Origin of the sequence: Flavobacterium sp. ACN6 (assembly GCF_002304005.1) — a bacterium.
Lineage (GTDB): Bacteria > Bacteroidota > Bacteroidia > Flavobacteriales > Flavobacteriaceae > Flavobacterium.
In genome coordinates this window covers 117,428-141,401 of the sequence record NZ_MRCQ01000012.1, presented here as the reverse complement: position 1 = coordinate 141,401, position 23,974 = coordinate 117,428, and the positions used below count along the sequence as shown (strand labels likewise).

The 23,974-nt window shown below is 33.8% G+C and carries 20 protein-coding genes and 1 other RNA gene; 8 read left to right on the top strand and 13 right to left on the bottom strand.

Annotated elements, in window-relative coordinates:
* Positions 1 to 69: 69 nt before the first annotated feature.
* Together BSF42_RS17590 and rnpB are read right to left on the bottom strand one after the other, a co-directional pair.
* Entirely contained in the window at positions 70 to 1,320 is a 1,251-nt protein-coding gene (locus tag BSF42_RS17590; RefSeq protein WP_095954400.1) for a cation:dicarboxylate symporter family transporter, read from the bottom strand.
* 31 nt (positions 1,321 to 1,351) lie between these two features.
* Positions 1,352 to 1,685: RNase P RNA component class A (gene rnpB, locus BSF42_RS17585), an RNA gene on the bottom strand.
* Positions 1,686 to 1,810: 125 nt separating this feature from the next.
* Here rnpB and BSF42_RS17580 point away from each other — a divergent pair.
* On the top strand, positions 1,811 to 2,104 hold the full coding sequence (locus BSF42_RS17580; protein ID WP_095954399.1) for a hypothetical protein: 294 nt from the start codon (positions 1,811 to 1,813) through the stop codon (positions 2,102 to 2,104).
* 352 nt (positions 2,105 to 2,456) lie between these two features.
* Here BSF42_RS17580 and BSF42_RS17575 read toward each other — a convergent pair whose 3' ends face one another.
* The 6 genes from BSF42_RS17575 to BSF42_RS17550 form a co-directional block, all read right to left on the bottom strand.
* On the bottom strand, positions 2,457 to 2,828 hold the full coding sequence (locus tag BSF42_RS17575; RefSeq protein ID WP_095954398.1) for a LysM peptidoglycan-binding domain-containing protein: 372 nt from the start codon (positions 2,826 to 2,828) through the stop codon (positions 2,457 to 2,459).
* 6 nt (positions 2,829 to 2,834) lie between these two features.
* Positions 2,835 to 3,317 carry a BON domain-containing protein gene (locus BSF42_RS17570; RefSeq protein WP_095954397.1) on the bottom strand — a complete coding sequence of 161 codons (483 nt, stop codon included), beginning with the start codon at positions 3,315 to 3,317 and terminating at the stop codon, positions 2,835 to 2,837.
* Positions 3,318 to 3,480: 163 nt separating this feature from the next.
* On the bottom strand, positions 3,481 to 3,855 hold the full coding sequence (locus tag BSF42_RS17565; protein ID WP_253251101.1) for a LysM peptidoglycan-binding domain-containing protein: 375 nt from the start codon (positions 3,853 to 3,855) through the stop codon (positions 3,481 to 3,483).
* 2 nt (positions 3,856 to 3,857) lie between these two features.
* Positions 3,858 to 4,337 (bottom strand): BON domain-containing protein, encoded by a 480-nt coding sequence (locus BSF42_RS17560; protein WP_095954396.1) that lies wholly within the window; start codon positions 4,335 to 4,337, stop codon positions 3,858 to 3,860.
* A 112-nt stretch (positions 4,338 to 4,449) separates the two neighbouring features.
* Positions 4,450 to 4,932 (bottom strand): hypothetical protein, encoded by a 483-nt coding sequence (locus tag BSF42_RS17555; protein WP_095954395.1) that lies wholly within the window; start codon positions 4,930 to 4,932, stop codon positions 4,450 to 4,452.
* A gap of 72 nt (positions 4,933 to 5,004) precedes the next feature.
* Positions 5,005 to 5,568: a DUF4375 domain-containing protein gene (locus BSF42_RS17550; protein WP_095954394.1), complete on the bottom strand. Its 564-nt coding sequence runs from the start codon at positions 5,566 to 5,568 to the stop codon at positions 5,005 to 5,007.
* Between the two features lie 141 nt (positions 5,569 to 5,709).
* Between BSF42_RS17550 and BSF42_RS17545 the strand changes: the two genes are divergently transcribed.
* The 3 genes from BSF42_RS17545 (at position 5,710) to BSF42_RS17535 (ending at position 8,205) form a co-directional block, all read left to right on the top strand.
* Complete coding sequence (locus BSF42_RS17545; RefSeq protein ID WP_141248475.1) at positions 5,710 to 6,366, top strand: hypothetical protein; 657 nt, start codon at positions 5,710 to 5,712, stop codon at positions 6,364 to 6,366.
* 61 nt (positions 6,367 to 6,427) lie between these two features.
* Entirely contained in the window at positions 6,428 to 7,513 is a 1,086-nt protein-coding gene (gene dnaX / locus BSF42_RS17540; protein WP_095954392.1) for a DNA polymerase III subunit gamma/tau, read from the top strand.
* Between the two features lie 248 nt (positions 7,514 to 7,761).
* Positions 7,762 to 8,205, top strand: a complete 444-nt coding sequence (locus tag BSF42_RS17535) for a DNA polymerase III subunit gamma/tau (protein WP_253251100.1) — start codon at positions 7,762 to 7,764, stop codon at positions 8,203 to 8,205.
* Positions 8,206 to 8,223: 18 nt separating this feature from the next.
* Here BSF42_RS17535 and BSF42_RS17530 read toward each other — a convergent pair whose 3' ends face one another.
* The 5 genes from BSF42_RS17530 to BSF42_RS17510 form a co-directional block, all read right to left on the bottom strand.
* A complete protein-coding gene (locus BSF42_RS17530) occupies positions 8,224 to 8,802 on the bottom strand; it encodes an NAD(P)H-dependent oxidoreductase (RefSeq protein WP_095954391.1) in 579 nt (192 codons plus the stop codon).
* Between the two features lie 168 nt (positions 8,803 to 8,970).
* Positions 8,971 to 9,531, bottom strand: coding sequence for a Crp/Fnr family transcriptional regulator (locus BSF42_RS17525; RefSeq protein ID WP_095954390.1), 561 nt, complete (start codon positions 9,529 to 9,531; stop codon positions 8,971 to 8,973).
* Complete coding sequence (locus BSF42_RS17520; protein ID WP_095954389.1) at positions 9,531 to 10,421, bottom strand: Ppx/GppA phosphatase family protein; 891 nt, start codon at positions 10,419 to 10,421, stop codon at positions 9,531 to 9,533. Before BSF42_RS17520 ends, BSF42_RS17525 begins: the two co-directional genes overlap by 1 nt.
* A 33-nt stretch (positions 10,422 to 10,454) precedes the next feature.
* Complete coding sequence (gene ppk1, locus BSF42_RS17515; RefSeq protein ID WP_172426719.1) at positions 10,455 to 12,533, bottom strand: polyphosphate kinase 1; 2,079 nt, start codon at positions 12,531 to 12,533, stop codon at positions 10,455 to 10,457.
* 5 nt (positions 12,534 to 12,538) lie between these two features.
* Positions 12,539 to 13,024: a histidine phosphatase family protein gene (locus BSF42_RS17510; protein WP_095954387.1), complete on the bottom strand. Its 486-nt coding sequence runs from the start codon at positions 13,022 to 13,024 to the stop codon at positions 12,539 to 12,541.
* A gap of 498 nt (positions 13,025 to 13,522) precedes the next feature.
* Here BSF42_RS17510 and BSF42_RS17505 point away from each other — a divergent pair, with 498 nt between their 5' ends.
* The 4 genes from BSF42_RS17505 (at position 13,523) to BSF42_RS17490 (ending at position 23,873) form a co-directional block, all read left to right on the top strand.
* Positions 13,523 to 14,074: a hypothetical protein gene (locus tag BSF42_RS17505; protein WP_095954386.1), complete on the top strand. Its 552-nt coding sequence runs from the start codon at positions 13,523 to 13,525 to the stop codon at positions 14,072 to 14,074.
* Between the two features lie 16 nt (positions 14,075 to 14,090).
* The gene (locus BSF42_RS17500) at positions 14,091 to 20,870 is read left to right on the top strand and encodes a gliding motility-associated C-terminal domain-containing protein (RefSeq protein ID WP_095954385.1); all 6,780 of its coding nucleotides are present in this window, start codon (positions 14,091 to 14,093) and stop codon (positions 20,868 to 20,870) included.
* A gap of 136 nt (positions 20,871 to 21,006) precedes the next feature.
* Positions 21,007 to 21,918: a type IX secretion system membrane protein PorP/SprF gene (locus tag BSF42_RS17495; protein ID WP_095954425.1), complete on the top strand. Its 912-nt coding sequence runs from the start codon at positions 21,007 to 21,009 to the stop codon at positions 21,916 to 21,918.
* Between the two features lie 11 nt (positions 21,919 to 21,929).
* Positions 21,930 to 23,873 (top strand): OmpA family protein, encoded by a 1,944-nt coding sequence (locus BSF42_RS17490; RefSeq protein ID WP_095954384.1) that lies wholly within the window; start codon positions 21,930 to 21,932, stop codon positions 23,871 to 23,873.
* The last annotated feature ends 101 nt before the right edge of the window (positions 23,874 to 23,974 follow it).

Here is a 23,974-nt window from a genome sequence, read left to right as displayed (position 1 = left end):
GCCGCAAAGGCACTAAGACACAAAGTTTTTATAAAATTATTTGCGACTTAGTGCCTTTGCGGCAAAATATTAGGTTTCTAAAACTGGATCAAGATTCAATTCTGTAAAATCTCTTTCGGTTTTAGAGATTATAATTGTAGCGACTGTATTTCCTATTAGGTTCGTAATAGCTCTGGCTTCGCTCATGAATTTATCGACTCCTAATAAAAAAGCCAAACCTTCGACTGGAATTTTATGAAGTGCTGTTAAAGTCGATGCCAAAACAATAAATCCGCTTCCAGTAACTCCCGCTGCACCTTTTGAAGTAATCATCAAAATTCCGATAACGGTTAAAATTTCGAAAAAACTCAAATGTACATCGTACAACTGCGCTAAAAATATTACCGACATTGATAAATAAATCGAAGTTCCGTCAAGATTAAAAGAATAACCGGTGGGAATCACCAATCCAACAACCGATTTACTACAGCCCATTCTTTCCAATTTTACCATAATACTCGGCAAAGCAGCTTCTGATGATGATGTTCCTAAAACTAATAAAAGTTCTTCTTTAATATATTTTAAAATCGAAAGAATACTTATTTTGTAATATCTCAGAATACTTCCCAAGATTAAAAACACAAAAAGCGCCATCGTTAAATAAACGCAGAGCATCAATTTGCCAAGCGGAATCAAAGTTCCCAATCCGAACTTTCCAATTGTATACGCCATGCCGCCAAAAGCACCAATTGGCGCGAGATACATTACATATTTTAAGCCTAGAAAAACCACGTTTGAAACTCGTTCTAAAACCAAAATAGTCTGTTCTCTTTTTTTATAAAAATTCAGAGCAATTCCACATACAATTGCCGCCAGTAAAACCTGCAGCGTAAAATTGGAAAAGAAAAACTGAAGCCACGAAAAGTTTTCTGCACCCGCATTTGTATACTGACTTGCATCGCCCAAAGTCAATCCAGATTTGTCAATTTTTCCAGGCTGAAACAAATAAGCAACGGCAACACCAATTGCCAGCGCGACTGTCGAAACTACTTCAAAATAAGCTAAAGCTTTTACACCAATTCGGCCGACTTTCTTTAGATTTCCCATTCCAGAAATACCCAAAACAATTGTCAGGAAAATTATTGGACCTATAAAAAGTTTAATTAGATCAACAAATCTTTTACCTAAAATTTCCATTTTCATTCCATTTTCGGGAGAAAAATGGCCAAGCAAAACCCCGGCAATAATAGCAATCAAAACCCAAAATGTCAGATTGGTAATTACAGCGCGAAAAATACTTTTTTTAGTTTTGGAAGAAGGTTTTGGAGCAGCAATATTCATGAAGCAGGTTTAGATAGTTTCACAAATATATAAAAAAAGCAGACCTGTAAGCCGGATTCTGTTCTTGTCTCGTTTTGCAACGCGACAATACCTTATCATTTATCTAGATTCCGAATTACTTCGAAACTCAAGCTACCTACCCTTCAACAACGGACGAGAAGCCCTTAAATGCTGATATACTTGGTATTTCACCGCATAGAGTTTACCTGGTTTCACTACAGCATTACCTGTACATACTTTCTGTTGCACTTGTCCTTGCGCTATTTCTAACGCCGACGGGTGTTACCCGCTATGCTTCTCTGTGGTGTCCGGACTTTCCTCCCTCTCGTCCCAAAAGACGAGACGACGATAAGGCGGTCTGCGCGGCAAAAGTACGATTTTATCACTTAACTATATCGGTTTTAAATTTCCGATTTTATGACTTTTATCCTAACTTTTTAATTTTAAAATAGTTATCTTTAAAAATCTATTAATTTTAAATTCAGTTATCATGAAAAGAATGTATCATTACGCAACTGTCTCAAAGGCTTTAGATCAATTGAATGAAAAAGGGTTTACGTGCGATTTTAATCGAAATGCAGACATGATTAAAAAAAATCCTGAAAAGTTTGAAATTGTTCATGTGTATCGATACGAAGGGGAATCTGACCCTGCAGATGAAGCAGTTGTATACGGAATTAAATCTACTAGTGGCAAAAAGGGCGTTTACGTTGCTGGTTTCTCCGCCGATTCAGATCAGGAAACAGCACAGTTTTTATTTAACTTGAGTATTAGAGGAAGATAGATTTTAAGGAGCTAAATCCCGCTATTCGTTACAATCTTTTATGGCGAACGCCGCCACAAAAGGATTTTCACTTCTATCGGGGCTAGGAAATTAGATTTTATAACAAATTATCTTTCCATTTTAAGTAAAGTAACCACAATTTCTGTCAGTCTGAGCGAAGTCGAAAACCTTTATAGTTTGAGTGTTTCGACTTCGCTCAACATGACACAAAATACGGAAAATCTTTAAGGACTTTCCGTAAAACCATAGCACCTCTTGCGGTAAAAAACTACTAAAATTTACTTTTTGAATCCATTCTTACATACAAAAAAGCCCATCATTACGACGGACTTTCTTAACAACATAACAACAACTATGCTTTTGGTATTTTCAATTTCCAACCTGGTTGAATCACGTCAGGGTTTTTAATAATATCTTTATTAGCTTCAAAGATTGTCTGCCATGAAACACCAAATTGTTTTCCAATTTTTGAAAGTGAATCACCGCTTTTTACAGTATAATCTTTTGTAGTCCCTTCTGCAACTTCGATATTCATGACTACATCAGCCGATCTATAATCTGGATCAATTTTTCCGTAAGCATCCCAAATTTTTTCCTTGTCTCCAGCCGATTGCGCTTCTCCATCAATATACAGAACATTATCTTGCTCTCTAACCTGCAAATTTGCTATTCCTAAATTAGATGCCAAATCTGTTAACTCTTTATATTTATCCTGTAAACTCATGGCGTATTATTTAATAGTTAATTTGTTTTCCACTTTTTTAGGTTTCAATCCCTGTACGCTTTTTATTAAAGCTGGTAATTGATTTCTTTTAATATTTCCTTTAAGTGTAACTACACCATTTACAACAGATGCACTTACTCCACTGTACGATTTAACTATTGCGGTTACTGAACTTGACAACACATTATCTGCATTAACTTGAACTGGTACAGCTTTCACTGGTTCTAGTTCTGGAGCTAGAATTTCGCAGTTGTTCACAACTGATTTTACCCCTTTAATTCCTTTAACTATAGTTTCTGCATTTTGCTTAAATGCATCATCTTTACAAGTACCCGAAATAGTTGCTACACCATCTTTCACAGTAGCTTCAACTCCTGGCAGTGTGCTAATTTTTGTAGTTATTTCTTTTTGAATATCTGCATCTTTAGGACCACAAGCCGCTAATAATAAGGCAAGTCCCATTCCTAATAAAATAGATTTACTTTTCATAATGATGTTTTTTAAATTTATGTTTTATGATAAACGCATTAAAGTTTAAAATATTACATACTAATCTTACAAATTTTAATTTTACATATAGTATCTTTTTTATTACTAACACAAAAAAAGTCCATCACAAGATGGACTTTTCTAAACAGCAAATTGACAAAAATTATACTGTTGGTATTTTTAATTTCCAACCAGGCTGAATTAAATCAGGATTTGAAATTATATCTTTATTGGCTTCAAATATATCCTTCCAAGAAACTCCATATGCTTTTCCTATTTTAGAAAGAGAATCACCAGCTTCAACGGTATATTCTTTTGAAACTTTTTCTTCGACTTCAATATTCATTACCACATCAGCAGAACGATAATCCGGATCTATTTTTCCATAAGCATTCCACAATTTTTCTTTATCTGCTGCCGATTTGGCTTGACCGTCAATGTACAAAACATTATCTTGTTCTCTTACCTGCAAATTGGCGATACCTAATTCACCTGCCAAATCTGTCACATCTCTATATTTATCTTGTAAACTCATCATAACTATTTAATGATTAATTTGTTATCCACTTTTTTCGGTTTCAATTCCTGTATACTTTGCATTAAGGGCTGTAGTTTATCTCTTTTAATTTCACCAGAAAGTGTTACTACACCGCCTACAACCGTAGCACTTACTCCATCGTAAGCATCTACAACTTTATGTATAGATTTATCTAACTCTGTATCAGGATTAATAACAACAGCTGCTGCCGCTGGTTCTTGATTAGCTCTCGCAATCTCGCAGGTATTCACAACAGATTTTACTCCTTTTGTTGCTCTAACACTTTTTTCGATATTTTTTTTGAAAATTTCGTCGTCGCAGGTTCCAGTAATTGTCGCTACACCATCATGCACAGTTACCTGTATGTTTGGCGTGTCGCTTAGTTTTTCGCTGATAGCTTTTTCAATATCTGCATCTTTTGGAGCGCAGGCTGCAAGTGAAACAAAAAGTCCGATTCCCAGTAAAATTGTTTGAATTTTCATAATAACATTTTTTTAATAATTAACTATCTAAAATTAAACAGATTAACTATCAAAACATTATATGATATTAGAAGGAGTTTATATCATTTCCAGTAAAAAAGAAATAAATATCTTATATTTTTGAAGTTTTTAAAACCGAAATCAATTCTTCTAAGTGAGGCATTTTCATTTTTACAACAGATTGTATTTCAGTATTTTCAGAAGCAATAACTAAAACTCCTTCATTATCTTCTTCATATCCAGCAGGTATAGCATGATAATTCGGATTTGAAATTAATGTTTCTTTTTTACCATCTTTAAACCAGCCATAATTGGCTTCATAAATAATTCTATCTTCTAAAAATGTAATAGTTTCTTCACCATAAGTATTCCATAAAGAAACTCTAAGTGTATAAAATCCAATTAGGGAGAAGATACCAATTCCGATAAAGAAACCAATATGTAAACCGCTTCCAAATAAGACACTAAAAATTGCACCAACTATTGGAAAAATAAAAAACGAAAAAGCTAATGCAAACATTACTATTCTAACTAAGAATGGAGATTTCTTTACTTTTAGTTTTAATGTATCGTTAACGAAGTTATATTGTTCCATAAAAGTTTAAAAGACTTTAGTAAATTCATCTTTATGATTGCGAATGTACTTAACTCGAGCATCACTAATTCCCTACTTTGACTGCAACTCATAAAATTCATGATCTATTTCATTTAAAGGATTATTTTTATAAGATTCACTGAAACTTTTCATTGTTCCATCATCAAATTTTTCTAAATTAAGTTTGTTTTCTTTATAAATCTTGTTTGCCTTATGAGTTAATTCAGCATATTTTTCTAATCCTATGATTTGAAATCCATCTTCAGCCATTTGACCAAATTCTTGATTAGAATTATAATAAAACTGATTAAATCCGCCATTATTCACTTCACCTTCTAATTTCCAAGTTGACCAGAACATTTGTTGCCCTTTCGTTAACGATTTAACTCGAAGAAGTTCATTCATGTAATCCATACTAATCCATTCCAAGATGTTATCTGAAATCATCTGTTCCAAATTCGCATCAGATGTCTTATCAATAATCTCAGCAGTTATTATGTTTTGTTTTTTACTTACATTGAAAATTTCCAAATTTTTATCTACAGCTGTTCTTTCTTCTAACTTTTCAGCTGTTCTATTACATCCTATAAAAATCAGGACAGATAGGATAAAAAAATTATTTGTTATTTTTTTCATTTTTGAAATCGTATAGTATTACTTCATATCAACTTTATAAATGAACTACTTTTTTTATAATTCATCATTTTACATTTGGAATAAAAATAGTACATTTTTTATTCCAAAAAAATAATTATTATTGTATTCAAAATCAACTTTATGAAGCTTAGATACATTTTCATTATTGCATTCTTTTTTATTTGGAACAATTCATTTTCTTGTGAATGTAAGCCAATTGAACGAGAAAATATGGTAGAAGTAGGATTAAAGCATGAAATTGTATTTTACGGAGAAGTTATAAAAGTGGACTCAATAAACAGAATTTATACTTTTAGAATCTTAGAACTCTTTAAAGGAAATTACAATTCTCTTTTCATTAAACAAAAATATTCTGGTAATTGTTCTATTATTCCATCTGTTAAACAACTTTGGATTGTTTATGCCAATTTTAATGACGATAAAACTATCGAAGTGAGTGGTTGTTCTCCAAGTACTGGATTTAAACCCTACGGGAGTGACTCCATGCCTCCTCCACCAGATATCAAAATCTCTCAAAAGACAGATGATCAAATAAAAGCATTGTCTTTTTATGCTTGGGATCTGAAATTTGAAAATCGAAATTTACAAGATTGGATTTATCAATTAGAGAAATTAAGGATATATAAAAAAACTCAAAAAGAAATTTCTGATAAAGAAAAAACCAAGGCAAAACTTGAAAAAAACAGCAGATACATCATCATTTCTTTGATTGTCAACATCGTATTATTTCTAAGTTTAATCTTTGTAATTTTAAAGAAAAAGAATTTCGTCAAATAAATAAAATCGACTTTAAACAACGAAACAAAAGTCATATATTTGCTATCGAATAAAAAAGAATATGGAACAATTTGTAGTATCGGCTCGTAAATACCGCCCGCAGACCTTTAAGGATGTTGTGGGGCAAAAAGCCATTACCAACACTTTGTTGAATGCTATCGACAGCAATCACCTTGCTTCTGCCCTTTTGTTCACTGGACCGCGTGGAGTTGGTAAAACTACCTGCGCGCGTATCTTGGCCCGTAAAATAAACCAGCCTGGATATGACGATCCGAATGAAGATTTTGCTTTTAACGTTTTTGAGTTAGATGCTGCTTCAAACAACTCGGTTGATGATATTCGAAGCCTTATTGATCAGGTTAGAATCCCGCCGCAAACCGGACAATACAAAGTATATATTATTGACGAGGTTCATATGTTGTCTTCGGCTGCTTTTAATGCTTTTCTTAAAACATTGGAAGAACCGCCAAAGCATGCTATTTTTATTTTAGCAACAACAGAAAAACACAAAATCATTCCAACGATTTTATCTCGCTGTCAGATATTTGATTTCAAGAGAATTACGGTAAAAGATGCTAAAGAACATTTGGCTGAAGTTGCTAAAAGTCAGGGAATCAATTTTGAAGATGATGCACTGCACATTATTGCTCAAAAAGCAGATGGCGCCATGCGTGACGCTTTATCTATTTTTGACCGTGTGGTTTCGTATTGCGGAACTAATTTAACACGTCAGGCCGTAACCGAAAACCTAAACGTTTTAGATTACGAAACCTACATTTCGATTACCGACTTACTTTTGGAAAATAAAATTCCAGAACTTTTATTGGCATACAACGATATTCTGGCAAAAGGTTTTGACGGGCATCATTTTATTGCTGGATTAGCTTCTCATTTTAGAGATCTTTTGGTAAGCAAAACGCCTGCAACTATTGCATTATTAGAAGTTGGAGAACAAGCACAGCAAATGTACGGCGTTCAATCGCAAAAATGTTCTCAGGAATTTTTATTGAAAGGAATTGATATTGCAAATGACTGTGATTTAAAATACAAATTGAGTCAGAATCAGCGCCTTTTAGTTGAATTATGCTTGATGCAATTGGCCTCTATCAACTTTGATGGAGAAAAAAAAAAGTTGAGCAATTCATAATTCCGCCCACTTATTATAAAAACGGAAGCTTCTCTATAACTGAAGTTAAGTCCCAAACTCCAAGTACTAAAGCCGAAATTCCAAATTCGGAGGAAAAAATCACTGTCAATGTCAATCAAAATGACAATGATAAATCTGCTGCTTCAAATACTGCAAATGTAACTCCGGCTGCTGAAACTCCGAAGGTTCAGACTCCAGAAACTCCGAAGACCGAAACAAGTAATACTCCAAAAGTTTCTGCATTTTCTTTGGCGAGTATCCGCAAGAAAAAAGAATTGGAAGCAAGTACAAAATCGTACGTAAAACCTACATCTGTTTTACTAACTGAGGAATTTACAGAAACTGAAATGTTATTGCATTGGAACAAATTTGCAGAGCGTTTAGGACAAAAAGGTTTCAAGATTATGGAATCTATTCTATTGATCAACGATCCTGTTTTGGATGGAACAAAAATCATTTACGAACTGCCAAACGAAGGTTCGAAACTAGAATTTGAAAGTCAGATGAATGCTCTTTTGGGACATTTGAAAGGACATTTACATAACCATGATATCACAATTGAAGTTGTTGTGAATGAGAAAATAGAATTAAAAAGAAGTTACAACGACCAAGACAGGTATAATCGTTTCTTAGAAATCAATCCAAACATTGAACTTTTGCGTTCAACATTTGGATTAGAATTGAATGATTAGAGCGGCAGTAGTCAGAAACTATTTTTGGTGCAGTCCGAATTTATAAACTTTTTCAAGCCATTTTTTTCGCTGCTTTTCTTCAGAACCTTTAATAACTCCAATATAGCTGACTTTTACGGGTTTTACACCACAGAATTCCAAAGTAGATTTCTTTAACTGATTCACGCTTGGTCTTCCATAAAACAAGCGATAATACCAGCTTGGCTGATCTAAAGTGGTAATAATATGCGCTGTTTTTCCTTTCAGTAGTTTATCCCACCAAACCGAGTTTTCCCGATACTGAAAAGCCATTCCCGGCAGAAATAAGCGATCAATAAATCCTTTTGTAATAGCAGGAAGTCCGCCCCACCAAACAGGATGAATCCAAACTAATTGATCTGCTCTTTTGATTTTCTCCCAAGACTCGAGTAAATCGGGTTCTAATTCTGTTCGTTTTTGGTAACCGAATTTTAAATTTGGATTGAAGTTTAGCGCTGCAATTGTAATGGTTTCTACAACGGCTCCAGAAGTTTCAGCACCGCTTTTATAAGATTCAGCGATTCCAAAATTGAAGCTTTCGGGATTTGGATGTCCGTTTATAATCAGTATCTTTTTCATATTAATGTTTTTTCAAAAATACTTTTAGTACATTTTATTTTACTGGACAAATGTCCTGAAAAATTTATTTCTCTCTCAGATTTTGTAGATTAAGCAGATTTATTTTTAGCTTATTAACTGAGAAGAAGAATCCGCTCAATCTGCAAAATCGGCAAGAAACAAAAAAACTTATAAAACTGCTTTCCTAATTCGGCTTAAATGTCTTGGTGTAACTCCTAAATAGGAAGCTAAATATTGCAATGGAATTAATTGAATATATTTTTGATGATGCTCAAAAAGTTCTTCATAACGCTGTGCACCAGATAATTTCTGAAAAGAAACCATTCTTTTATGCAGATTTACAAATTCTAATTCGGTAAGTTTTCTACCTGCTTCCTGCCAGTTAGAACCTGATTGATATAGTTTTTCCAAGGCTTTACGATCCAAAATTTGTAATTCCACATCGGTTAAAGCTTGAATACTTTCTTCGGCTTTTTCTTCTGTTATAAAGCTCGCAAAAGAAGCCATAAATTCATTTTCGAAAGCAAAACAATTGGTAATTTCATCGCCTTTGTGATTCATAAAAAAGGAACGAAGAATTCCTTTTTTTATAAACACTATTTCATTACAAACCTGATTTTCAGTCAATAAAAGAGCTCCCTTTTTTAATGTACGGAACGTAATTAAATCGTTTAAAAGATCTAATTCTTCCACAGAAAAATCCTGAATGGACTGAAAAACAGATTTCATTAAATTTTACCGTAATACATTGCTTTTACGATTCCGTCTGAAAGTCCGATTTTTGGAACATAAATCTGGCGCGCACCACTCCATTTCATTGCATTTAGGTAAATACGTGTTGCATGGATAATAACGTCGGCACGGTCAGAGTTTAAGCCTAATTCGGCGATTCTTTGCTCGTAAGTCAATGAATTCAAAAAAGCATATTGCGAGTTAATATAAATGTACGAAAGCGGTTTTTCTTGCTGCTTTCCAGACATTTTAAATAATTTATTGATATTCCCTCCAGAACCAATTAGAGTTACCTCTTCATAATCTGCCGTATTAGTTCGAATCCATTTTTCAATTTCATCCCAAACTACATCGTGAACCATATTATTCAATAAACGAACTGTTCCCGCTTTGAAAGATCTTGAGTTGATCATTTTTCCATCAGAGAATAGAGTAAACTCGGTACTTCCGCCTCCAACATCAACAAAAAGATAGGTTTCATCTGTTTTTAGTAAATGATGCAAATCTGTAGAAGCAATAATTGCGGCTTCTTTTTTACCATCGATAATCTCGATTTTAATGTCGGCTTTTTTCTTGATTAAAGCCACCACTTCTTTTGCATTATAGGCTTCTCGCATTGCTGAAGTTGCAAATGCCATATAACGTTCTACTTTATGTACTTTCATCAAAAGATTAAATGCTTTCATGGCATCAACCATTCGATCTATATTTTCTGGTGAAATTTCTCCAACTGTAAAGGCGTCTTGTCCCAAACGAATTGGTACACGAACAAGGGAACTTTTATTAAACTGCGGTTCTTTGCCATCTTGTTCTACAACGTTCGATATCAATAGCCTCATGGCATTTGAACCGATATCTATCGCTGCAAATTTCCTAATATTAATCATGCTCAATTTATGATTTTGAAATTGGTTTTATTATTAATTTACTTTTTGAGGAACCTCTTCTAGTATTGCAAATTTATCTTGATAATATTTATAGGTCTCAAATTGTGCTCTAAATGGGGCATGATGGTTCTTAGGCTTATATTTATTATCTAATTTATAGGAATGATATCTTACTTTTACATTTCCTTTCCAGGCAATGTTGAAATTATCTATTAATTCTTTTTTAATTTCAAGGTCATAAATAGGACAGGTTACTTCGACTCTTCCATCCAGATTTCTTGTCATAAAATCGGCTGATGAAATGTATACTTCGTTTAAACCTGCATTTCCAAAAATATAAATTCGAGAATGTTCTAAATAATTATCGACGATACTTATTGCTTCTATGTTTTCGCTCATTCCTGGAATTCCTGGAATTAACGAACAAATTCCTCTTACCTGAAGCTGTATTTTTACGCCGGCATTACTAGCTTCGTATAATTTATCGATCATTTTAAAATCGGATAAACTATTCATTTTTAATTTTATATGTGTTTTTCTACCTGCCAGCGCATGCAGAATTTCGCGGTCAATTAGTTTTATAAATTTGGTTCTTGTATAATGAGGCGAAACGATTAAATGTTTGTATCGATGCACTCTGTAATTAATATCAAAAAACTCAAATATTTTTGATGTGTCTTTTAAAATTCCCTGATGACACGTAAAAAGGGTTACATCTGTATAAATTTTAGCAGTCGATTCGTTGAAATTTCCTGTTGAAATAAAGCCGTAACGACGATTTTTTCCTTCTTCGGTTCTTTCGATAACACAAATTTTACTGTGTACTTTTAGGCCTTTAATTCCGAAAATAAGTTCGATCCCTTCTGTCTGCATTTGTTCTGCGTACGAAATATTCGAAGCTTCATCAAAACGTGCCTGAAGTTCAATTTGCACTACTACCTTTTTACCATTTTTAGCGGCATTAACCAGCGAACTAATAATCTGCGAGTTCTTAGCCAAACGATATAAAGTAATTTTAATACTGGTAACTTTTGGATCTAAAGCCGCTTCACGCAAAAATTTTGTCAGATATGAAAAAGACTGATATGGAGCGTGTACTAAATAATCTTTTTTACTGATTTTCTCCAAAATACTTCCGTCCAAACTTAAACCTGGAACTGGAAGCGGTTCATTTGGTTTATACAACAAATCGAAACGTCCTAAATTCGGGAAACTCATATAATCACGACGGTTATGATATCTTCCTCCCGGAATTATACTGTCGGTTTCTACAATTTTCATTTTGTCTAAGAAGAAACGCAAAGTATCTTCTTCAATTAAACTATCATAAATAAAACGAACGGGTTCACCTATTCTACGATCTTTTACAGATGTCGCGATTTTTTCGAGCATACTTTTACTCAAATCACTATCAATATCTAATTGTGCATCACGAGTAATTTTGATCATGTGTGCAGATACTGTTTTGTAATCGAATATATTAAAGATGTTTTTCAGTTTGAAACGAATAACATCATCAATTAGAATTACATATTGTTTTTCATCATCAGAAGGAAGAACAACAAATCTATTTATGTTTTTTGGAATTTCGATTAAAGCGTAACGAACTTCATCGTTATTAAGTTCCAAACGAACTGCCAAATAACCCAATGTGTCTTTTAAAATAGGAAAAACAGCCAGGTCATTCAAAATGATTGTTACCAATTCAGGACTTAGTTTTTGCGTAAAAAAGTCTTTTAGAAAACATTCTTGTTTTGGCGTGATCTGATCTTCGTTGATAATAAAAATATTTTCGGCTTCAAGCTCTGCTTCTATATTTCCGAGAATACGTAAACTTTCTGATTGCTGCTGAATTACAATTTCTGTAATATCTTTAATTAACTGCTGAGCAGAAACACCGCCCAGATATTTTTCGCCAGAAATCCCAGAGAGACTTAATCTACGAATGGCAGCGTAGCGAACTCTAAAGAATTCATCTAAATTGTTTGAAAAAATTCCAACAAAACGCAGTCTGTCTAAAAGTGGAACCGTGTTATCTGCCGCTTCTTGAAGCACTCTTGCATTAAACGCTAACCAGCTTTTTTCTCTATCGATATATTTCTGTTCGTACACTGTAATTATTTTAAATCTTTGGGGAAAATAGTTTTATGTGTTTTGCCTTTATTGATAGTATTCCAGTTGTCTGCATCGAATTGCAGGGAGACAAAGCCCGATGTTGGAACATTTTCTATAAAAACATCCCCAAATTTATTAACAAAATTTGTAATAGCCTCGTTATGTCCGAAAAGAATAACGCTTTCAAAACTATTATCACACGATTTGATAACTTTTTCGAGTTGTTTTTCATCAAAAGTATAGAGGTCGTCCTTATAAACGATGCTTTCTATAGGATAAGAGAGATTTTGTGCAAATATTAAAGCTGTCTCCGAAGCTCTCGCTGCAGTACTACTCCAAATTATAAAGGTTTTAGGCAGATAATCTGAAATATGTAATGATACATCATGCGCATCTAGGATTCCTCTTTTCATCAGCGGACGATCGAAATCTTTTAATGGTGCTTCCCAACTTGATTTAGCATGACGTATTAAAATGAGATTTTTCATAAGGAGCAATTTTAAAAACCTGACCTGCAGGCTTATATTTTTAATTAAGTTCTAATTTACAAAAGATATTTTAAACCTTTTCTTTTTTTTATTTCCGTTAACATTTAATACAAATTTTAACAAGAATCTGAACTTACTAAAATGCTGACGATACTAAAACATATAAAACTTAAAAATTTCCATTTTATGTACTTCGTCTATAAAATAAGTACTTGATCGATACTATTAATATTTATATAATTTTAACTAAATATTTGATTATTAGTCATTTGCAATATTTAAAAAAGAATAATTTTGATCAAAAAAGCAAAAAAATACTTCAAAAAAAATTACTTTATCAGGCTAAAAAAAGTGCTTTTCGACGCTGTTTTTTTTACAAAAGGAACACTTCAACGAGTTTTTAGGTTAGTTACAGACAAAAAAAATCAAAAATAAACCTACCATATAACTTTGATTCTGTTAAAATACTATTAATACTTTAAAACAAAACCAAAAGTTATGAGAACTAAATCTACTCTTGCAAAAGCAGTAAAATTTGTCAATAATTGTAAGTTTATTTTTTCTTTCAAAAAGAACATCTTTCAAAAAAATATTTTTTTTGTACTGTTTTTTTTAACAACGACTTTTTCATTTGCTCAAATTGAAAATGTGGATTCTTACTTAACGAAATTGGAAAATACAGGACAGGATTCTAATCTTAGTCACCTCAACTATCTTCTGTATGATTTACAATCTGCAGTCTATGCTTCTTCAGGCGTAATAACCGTTTATGGTGAACATCCAACTTCTCTATTTACAGATACTAATTCGATCAAGAACCTTAAATCTTCTGTCTCTTTAAAAAATGATGTTGAAATAGTAACAATTAAAATTGAAAAAACTACAGATTTAAACCAATCTATTGACTTGAATTCTTTCTCTGATTTTGGAAAATTAAAATACATTTTGATCAGTTCAGAAATTAACTCAAATCCTTCTTCGATTAATAATTTGATTAAAAATAATACTTCAAAATATATTCTTCTTTATCGAATTTATATAGGCCAATAAATTAAAAGCTATAACTATGAAAAAAATCTACTCTCACTTTTTTGCAGTTTTTTATTTCTTTTTAATGCTGGTTGTTGGTATTAATAAAGGAAATGCGCAAGTAATTAAACCGTTTAAAGAAAGAACTTCTTCCTATTCTCCTGCGAAAACGATTTACAAAATTAAAGGGGATTTTACGATGATTGGAAATACCAATTTAACACTGCAGAATTATGCCGAAAACAAAACCAATGGTACAAACGCAATGGTTTTTGTTGATAAAGATAGTGATTCTCAAACGCTTAACTCTTCTTCTGCTACGTTGGATTTATTGAATGACGGCGGAACAAAATTAACAAGCTGCTATAACATTGTTTATGCGGGATTATATTGGACAGGAAGAGTCTCTGACGCGAATACAAGTCCAAACTCTTTTAGTGTATCTAAAAATGGTGTAACAAAAACTTTAGACAAGAGAAAAATTTTATTTAAAGGCCCTATTGACAATTCTTATGATGAATTTACAGCTACTGATATTTATTTTCCAATTAATGCGGACAACAATATGTTTACTGCTTATGCTGAAGTTACGGATTACGTAAAAACAAATGGAGTTGGAGAATATTTCGCTGCTAATATTGCGGCCACTGAAGGATCAAATGGAGGTTCGGTAGGAAAATATGCTGGATGGGGATTGGTTGTTATTTACGAAAACTCTAATATGAAAAATAGAGATATTACAGTTTTTGACGGCCATGCTTATATACGAAATCAAACCAATTACACATATGGTTTTGCTGTTTCTGGATTTAACTCTGTTGCTTCTGGGCCAGTTGGTATTAAACTAGGTATCATGGCAGGAGAAGGAGATGTAAACTATAATGAAGATTATTTTCAAATTCAAAAATTAAATTCTAACCAATATTTAAGTTTAAGCAGACCTGGAAATTCTCCAACTAATTTCTTTAATTCATCCATCAATACAGGAGGAAATGCCCGAAATCCTAATTTGGCCAATAACACAGGAATTGACATTAGTATGTTTAATCTGCCCAACGAGAATAAAGATATTATTGGAAACAATCAAACTTCTACCGGCTTTAGATATGGATCTCTTATCGATAGTTATGTGATTTTTTCGATTGTAATGGCTGTTGATGCTTATGTGCCGGAGATTGAAGGTACTCTTACTGCTACAACAATTAATGGAAATTCTGCTGGAGACGGTCCTTACGATGTTTTACCTGGTCAGGAACTTGGTTATAAAATACAAATTAAAAATAGGGGATCTGAAGCGGTACAAAACAGCAAAATTGTAATTCCAATTCCATATAACGCTTCATTTGTTATTGGTAGTCTAGAAAAAACTATAAATTTCACTCCTGCACCTACTCCAAATTCATTGACGTATGAACCTACAATTGGTGCAAACGGATCTATTGTTTGGAATATTGGTTCACTGCCCTTACCTTCTGATCCTAATACTGTTTTAGCAGAATTAACATTCAAATTAAAATCTACAGAAAACTGTGCTTTGCTTAAAAATTCGAATTGCAGTAATGTGATTCAAGTAAACGGTTTATTAAGCGGACAGGGTATAAATTCAGGAGTATCTGTAAGTGACAAATCTCTAATATTAGGTTACACTTCATCTGGAAGCTGTACGGGAACAGCAATTTCTGCACCGCTTCAAACCACAATAAATTCTACTAATTTTACTAATGCAAATTGTCAGTCTACTTCACCTACAATTGCTTTTACATTCTGTAATAATGCGTCATCAATACCAATTACAGATATAACAGGTTCATTTCCTCCTGGATCTACATTTTATAATGCTTATCCCGCAGCAGCAGGAACAACGACTGAATATACAATTAACAATCCATTTCCTGTAACGGAGGGAATATCGACTTACTACGCAATTCCGCCTGGAGCTGCTAGTGGATGCTATTTTCAATTTACCATTAACATAGAAAGTATAACAACAAAACCTACTGTTACAAATCCGATAAATTATTGTGTTGGTGATACTGCAGTTCCTTTGACTGCTGTACCAAGTAAGCCAGAGTATACATTATACTATTACGAAACTGCAGCTTCCACAGGGCAGCAATCACTAGCTCCTTCAACTTCTGTTGCTGGACAATATACCTATTATGTCGCTGAAGGAAAAACTAATGCCTGCATTGGTCCCAAAAAGGCGATAGTAGTGAATATAAATTCAAAACCAACAATAACTATAACTAACCCGCTTCCTATTTGTGCACCAGCAGCTTCAGTAGATTTAACCACTTCAAATATCACTGCTGGAAGCACATCAGGATTAACGTATACGTATTGGACCGACGAAGCGGCGACAATTCCGTATACAGATTTTGAAGCAGCTGCTCCTGGTACTTACTACATTAAAGGAACTAATACCTCTAATTGTTGCGATATAAAACCAGTTGTAGTTACAAGAAGTACTGTTAAAGTCACAGAACTAACAGCTTCTCACATAAATGTAAAATGTTTTAATCAATCTACAGGATCAATTACTGTAAACAATGCTTCTGGAGGATTCGCACCATATACTTATTCATGGAAAAAAGATGGCGCTGTATATGCTGGCACTTCTCAAACCCTAAATAATTTAGGATTTGGAAATTATGAAGTTACAGCAACCGATAAAAATGGCTGTCAAGGAACACTAACAATTTGTATTGTACAGCCAAGTGCGTGTTTAGTTTTGAATAATTCTTCTAAAACAGATGTTTCTTGTTTTGGCGAAAGTACAGGATCTGTAACAGCTGGCACAGTATCAAATGCAGTTGGGACAGTTACTTATTCTTGGAAAAACAGCGCAAATGTTGAAGTCGGAACTACAGCTTCGGTCTCAGATCTGCCTGCAGGAACTTATACTTTAACCGTAACTGATTCTTGTTCTTCTCAATCGAATTCTGTTACTATTGTACAGCCAAATACTGCTTTAAGCTGTTCGATTACTCAAAACAAATCGGTTACTGCAAATGGATTAAGTAATGGAGAGGCAAAAGTAACACCAATTGGAGGAAATGGCGGTTATACTTATTTATGGGATAATAAGGAAACAACTGCTCAAGCTATTGCTTTGAATGCAGGTTTACATACGGTTACCATAACCGATTCTAAAGGCTGTACGACAACCTGTTCCGTTACTATAACAGAACCAAATATACTTTCTTGCAGCATTTTGCAGGACAGTCCCGCTAAATGTTTTGGAGAAAATACGGGTAAAGCAACTGTAACTGCTATTGGTGGTAATGGTGACTATACTTACCTTTGGGATAATAACGAAACAACCGCTCAGGCACTCGCTCTGAATGCGGGTTTACATACTGTTACTGTTACAGATAAATTAGGTTACACTACAACTTGTACGGTTACAATTTCGCAGCCTCAAAATGTACTTAGTGCGGTAAAAACTCAAACAGATGTTACTTGCGGCGGCGGCAATAATGGTACAGCAACAGTTACAGTTTCTGGAGGAACTACTGGATATAATTATCTTTGGAATACAAATCCTACGCAAACAACAGCGACAGCTAATAATCTTACTGCCGGAAATTATTCAGTTACTATAACGGATGCAAATGGGTGCAGTATTTCTGAATCATTTATAATTTTAGATGGAGATTCTGTTAAACCAATTATAAATCCTTTACCACAAACGACAACAATTAATTGTCCAACAGAACCTATTTTTGAGCAGGCGACTGCTAAGGACGATATTGGAACTATTTCTTCATTAACTTATGTAGATAGTATTACAACAGGAAATTGTGCCGGATCATATACAAAAACAAGAACCTGGACTGCAACAGATGCTTGCGGCAATATTTCGCTTCCAGTTAGTCAAACCATAATTGTACAAGATAATACAGCTCCAATTTGGACAACTCAAGCAGGAACTTTAGATAAAACAATTGAATGCAGCGACGCAGCAGCTTTGACAGATGCTCAAGCTTTATTTCCAACTGCTTCTGATTCCTGCGACAATGATGTTACCAATATTGTAAAAGTGAGCGGTCAGTTTACAGCTTCTGCTGGTTGTGGAAATGCTGGAACTTATACCAATACCTGGACTGTGAAAGATGACTGTGGAAACATTTCTGACACATTCACGCAGGTGATTACAATACAAGATACAACTGTGCCAGCTTGGTCAACTAAAACAGGAACCTTAGATAAAACAATTGAATGCAGCGACGCAGCAGCTTTGACAGATGCTCAAGCTTTATTTCCAACTGCTTCTGATTCTTGCGACAATGATGTTAGCAATATTGTAAAAGTGAGCGGTCAGTTTACAGCTTCTGCTGGTTGTGGAAATGCTGGAACTTATACCAATACTTGGACTGTGAAAGATGACTGTGGAAACATTTCTGACATATTCATACAAGTGATCACGATTCAAGATACAACTGCGCCAATATTTACTGGAACCCTTCCGCTTGATATGGAAGTATCTTGCGATGCAGTTCCTGAGCCTGCAGAAATGAATGCTTCAGATAATTGTAATGGCAGTTTACCAATAGTATTTTCTGAAACAAAATCAGATATTCAAAATGGATGCCCTTCAAATTATACTTTAACCCGTACATGGAAAACCAGCGATTGTGGCAACAATACAGTTTCTTACACTCAAATAATTACAGTAAGAGATAAAACGGCTCCCACAGGCACAGCTCCTGCGAATGTAACTAACTTAGCAAGCATTGATTTAATTCCTGCTGGAAGTCCAACGGACATAAAAGATGCTGCGGATAATTGCAGTTCATCAGTAAATGTAACTTTTGCAGATACTAATAATGGATGTGATGGAAACGTCTATATTTTAACTCGAACATATACTTTAACCGATTGTGCTGGAAATAAAACAGAACTGGTTCAAACCTTTACCGTAAATTGTAAAGTCTACAAAAATATCGTGGCTACTGATGATAATGCTGGACCAATTGCCGGCGTAAATCACACCTTAACCAATGTTATAAATGTATTTTCAAACGATACTCTTGACGGTGTCGTTGTAAAACCAGCTGATGTAATTTTAACTACAATAACTCCAAATACATATTTAAACTTAAATCCTGATGGTTCTGTAGACGTTTTACCAAATGCACCTGTAGGAACATTAACGCTGGTTTATCAAATTTGTGAAACAAATCAACCCGATAATTGTGATACAGCAACGGTTACCATTACAATTGAAGCTCCAAAAATGACAGTAACGGCGACACCAGTATGTGTTAATGACGTTCCATATGTTGATTATGTAGTAACTCCTGTGAACTTTACCCCTATAGACGGCTTAACAATTTCTTGGGCAGACAACAGCAATAACGTTGTTACAACCCTAACAAATTTACCATTAAGCGGTCGTTTATTATGGCCTGGAGCTGTTGTTGACGGAACTGGAAAAGGAATTGACTGGCCGGGATGGATTTTTGAAAATAATAAATGGATACAAGGCGCAGACGGATTTGAAAAATTTCGTCCTACAGCTAATTTGATCCTAACTTTAAATCCCACTGAAACTATTACAGTAAATTATCCGCCAGCTGATCCGTATTGTATTGCAAGACCTACATTTGTAATTGTTGCAAATGATGACAGCCCAGCACCAATTACAGGATCTGGAGCGGTAACGAATATCATAAACGTTTTTACTAACGATATATTAAATAACACTCCGGTAAATCCTGCCGATGTTACATTAACCACTGTAACCCCAGACCCAAAAGGAGTAATAACGCTAAACCCTGATGGATCTGTAGATGTTGCGGCTAATGCACCAGCGGGAACTTATACATTGACTTATCAAATTTGTGAAAAAGCAGATTTTGGAAACTGTGATTCGGCTATTGTGACGGTAATCGTCTCAACCCCTCCTTCGCCTCCAACTCCAGTAGTCGCAAATGATGACAATTATATCAATATCGGATGCAATACTTTTGGACTTGTTGGAAATGTATTAAGCAATGATTTTAAAGGAGCTAGTCCCGCAACGTTAGCGTTAGTAAACTTTACACTTCTTACAGAAAACAATAGTGCTAAAACAGATCCAAATATTACAATTGACAGCTCTGGAAATGTAACCGTTTCAAGTTTAACACCAGCAGGAACTTATACTTACAGTTATAGAATCTGTGATAAATTGAGTTCTGAAAACTGCGATACGGCAATTGTAACTATTACAGTAATTCCAAATGGTGTTACAGAAATTTTAAGTACAGCATGTAATGATGATTCATCACTAATCAACTTGACTGATTTACTTCCAACGGGCAGTCCTATTACTGGAACTTGGGTTGATAAAAATAATACAAATACCCTTCAAGGAAGTGTCTTTAATCCATTTGGTTTGGCACTCGGAAATTATTCTTTTGACTATTTAATAGCTGACGAAAAATGCCCAAGAACTATCACTTTAAATATGGAAGTAAATGATGACTGTAAAGTATTGGCCTGCGGAAATGTTTTAGCTCGTAATGCATTTTCTCCTAATGGCGACGGAATAAATGATATTTTTAAAATTGACAATATTGATGATTTAATCTGTTATCCAGAAAATAAAGTTGAAATATATAATCGCTGGGGAATATTAGTATTTGAAACCACAAACTATAACAATACAACCAATATGTTTGACGGTACTTCTAGAGGCAGAACTACGGTTAATCAATCTGATGGTTTACCAACTGGTACTTACTTCTATATCATTAATTATAAATCACTTGATGGACAAAACAATATCCAAGACAATAAACTAGACGGGTATCTCTATTTGTCTAAATAACATTTATTAAACAAAAAACCACAAATAACTCTATTTCAACATATTAACAAATTTATTCAAAAAAATTAGTAATTTTGAATAAAATAACTATTTGATTTGCAATATGTTAAAATCAATAGCAATAAAATCATCTACTATGAAAACAAAACTATTTTTTTTCATCATTTTATTAATTACATATATAGGGCATGCACAACAGGATGCACAGTTTACCCAATACATGTATAACACAATTAACATAAATCCTGCATACGCTGGCTCTCGTGGTGCATTAAGCATATTTGCTTTGCATCGCGATCAGTGGGTCGGATTAGATGGCGCCCCTAAAACCAATACAATTTCTGTTAACACCCCAATAAACAATAGCAATATTGGTCTTGGAGTATCTTTAGTTAATGATAAAATTGGCCCCACAAACGAAAATCAATTTTCTGTAGATCTTTCTTATACCATACCTACTTCTGAAACATGGAAACTCTCTTTTGGTATAAAAGGTACAGCGGATATTTTTAATCTTGATATAAATAAATTAAATCCTGAATCTCAAGGTGACCCGCAATTTCAGAATCTAGACAATGATTTTTCTCCAAACGTCGGTGCTGGTATTTACTGGCATTCTGACAAAGCTTATATCGGATTATCGGTTCCAAATTTCATTCAGACTAATCGCTATGATGATAATGATGTAGCCATTTATAAAGACAAAATAAATTATTATTTAATAGGAGGTTACGTTTTTGATTTTTCTCAAGAAGTAAAATTCAAGCCAGCAGTTTTAACTAAAATGGTCGAAGGAGCACCGCTTCAGGTCGACGTATCTGCAAACTTTATGTTTTTTGAAAAATTAACTTTGGGAGTTGCTTACAGATGGGATGCTGCAGTAAGTGCAATGGCGGGATTTCAAATTAGTGACGGATTATATATTGGTTATGGTTATGATAATGAAACTACCAATTTAAGAAACTACAGTTCTGGATCACATGAAATTTTTCTGCGATTTGAATTCTTCAAAAACAATGGTAAAATGACAACCCCACGTTTCTTCTAAAAAAAACTATCATGAAAAACTATACATTACTTTTCCTTACAATTATAAGTGTTTTTTCATACAACAGTTATGCACAGCAGTCAAAAATAAATTCAGGAGACAAAAAATATAATGATTACGCCTACGTTGATGCCATAAAAACGTACGAAAAAGTAGCCAATAAAGGTTATAAATCTGAAGATATGTTTAAAAAGCTAGGCAACTCCTACTATTTTAATTCTGATTTTGAAGGTGCTGCAAAATGGTACGGCGAGTTATTTGCCATGAATACTGCTGTCGAACCAGAATATTACTATAGATATGCACAATCTCTAAAATCAACTGGAGATATTAGTAAAGCAAATAAAATTTTTGATGAATTTAATACCAAGTCCAAAAGCGATAATAGGGCAAAACTTTACAAAAATGATGTAAATTATCTGGATCAGATTAAAGCTAATTCTGGTAGATATAAAATTGAAGATGCGGGAATTAATAGCAAATATTCAGATTATGGATCTATAGTTTACAACAACAAAATCTATTTTGCTTCGGCTAGGGATACTGGAAATTTTTCGCAGCGCAAACATAAATGGACTGGAGAATATTTTACTAATATATACAATGCTGATCTCGATCCCGAATCTGGAAAAGCGCTAAAAGTAAATAAGTTTAAATCTGCCATCAATACCAAATTTCACGAAGCATCACCTGTTTTTACGAAAGATGGAAAAACAGTTTATTTTACACGAAATAATTTTATTGATGGAAAAAAAGGTAAAGACGATCATAAAATTACTTTAATTAAGATTTACAAAGCGACTTTAGACGAAAAAAATAAATGGAGTAACATTACTGAACTTCCATTTAACAGCGATAATTACAGCGCAGGACACCCAGCTTTAAGTCCAGATGAAAAAACACTATATTTTTCTTCTGATATGCCGGGTTCAATAGGACAATCCGATTTGTATAAAGTCAGCATTAATCCTAACGGCGGATACGGAACTCCTGAAAATCTCGGAAATACAATTAATACAGAAGGAAAAGAAACTTATCCTTATGTGACAAATGAAAATGAAATCTATTTTTCATCAGATGGACATCCAGGATTAGGCGGTTTAGATGTTTTTGCTGCGAATCTCGAAGAAGATGGAACAATCAGCAACGTTCAAAATGTGGGTGCTGATGTAAATTCACCAAAAGATGATTTTGCCTATATTATTGATCCCAGTTCCAGACGAGGCTTCTTTAGCTCAAATAAAGACGGCGGACAAGGTTCTGATGATATTTATACATTTCTTGAAACCAAAAAACTAAAATGCATTCAAGAGCTTGAAGGAATAGTAACAGATTCCGAAACAGGAATCATTCTGCCGGGAGCAAAAATCAGCTTATTTGACAATCAAATGTCCGTTAAAAATTCAACTGTTACAGATGGCTTCGGGAAATATTCTTTTGCTGTAGAATGCGGAAAAACCTATTATGTAAGAGCTGAAAAACCAGAATATACTACCAAAGAATTAAGTGTAACTATTGCAAAAACAAGCGGTAAAACCAGTCTTCCAATTGCTTTGGAAAAATCAAGCTGTAAAGTCACAGTTGGCGATGATCTTGGAAAATGTTTTGGTATTAAAATGATTTATTTCGATTTAAATAAATTCAATATTAGAACAGAAGCGGCATTAGATTTAGAAAAAATACTGGTTGTTTTAAACGATAATCCAACAATGAAACTGGATATTCGTTCCTACACAGACAGCAGAGCAACGCATCAATACAATGAAGCTTTATCTGAAAAAAGAGCAAAATCGACCATTAAATGGCTCATTAAAAATGGTGTAGCTCCAGACCGACTAAGTGGAAAAGGTTATGGCGAAACCCAGCTTGTAAATCAATGTGCAGATGGAGTTTCATGTACCGAAGAAGAACATCAAGCCAATAGAAGAAGCGAATTTATTATAACTGCTTTGTAATACATCAAGATCAATAGAAAAGCTGTCAATAATTGACAGCTTTTTTTTAAATTAAAAAGTCGTTGCAATTCTAAGAATTACAACGACCTCTAAAAAACCAA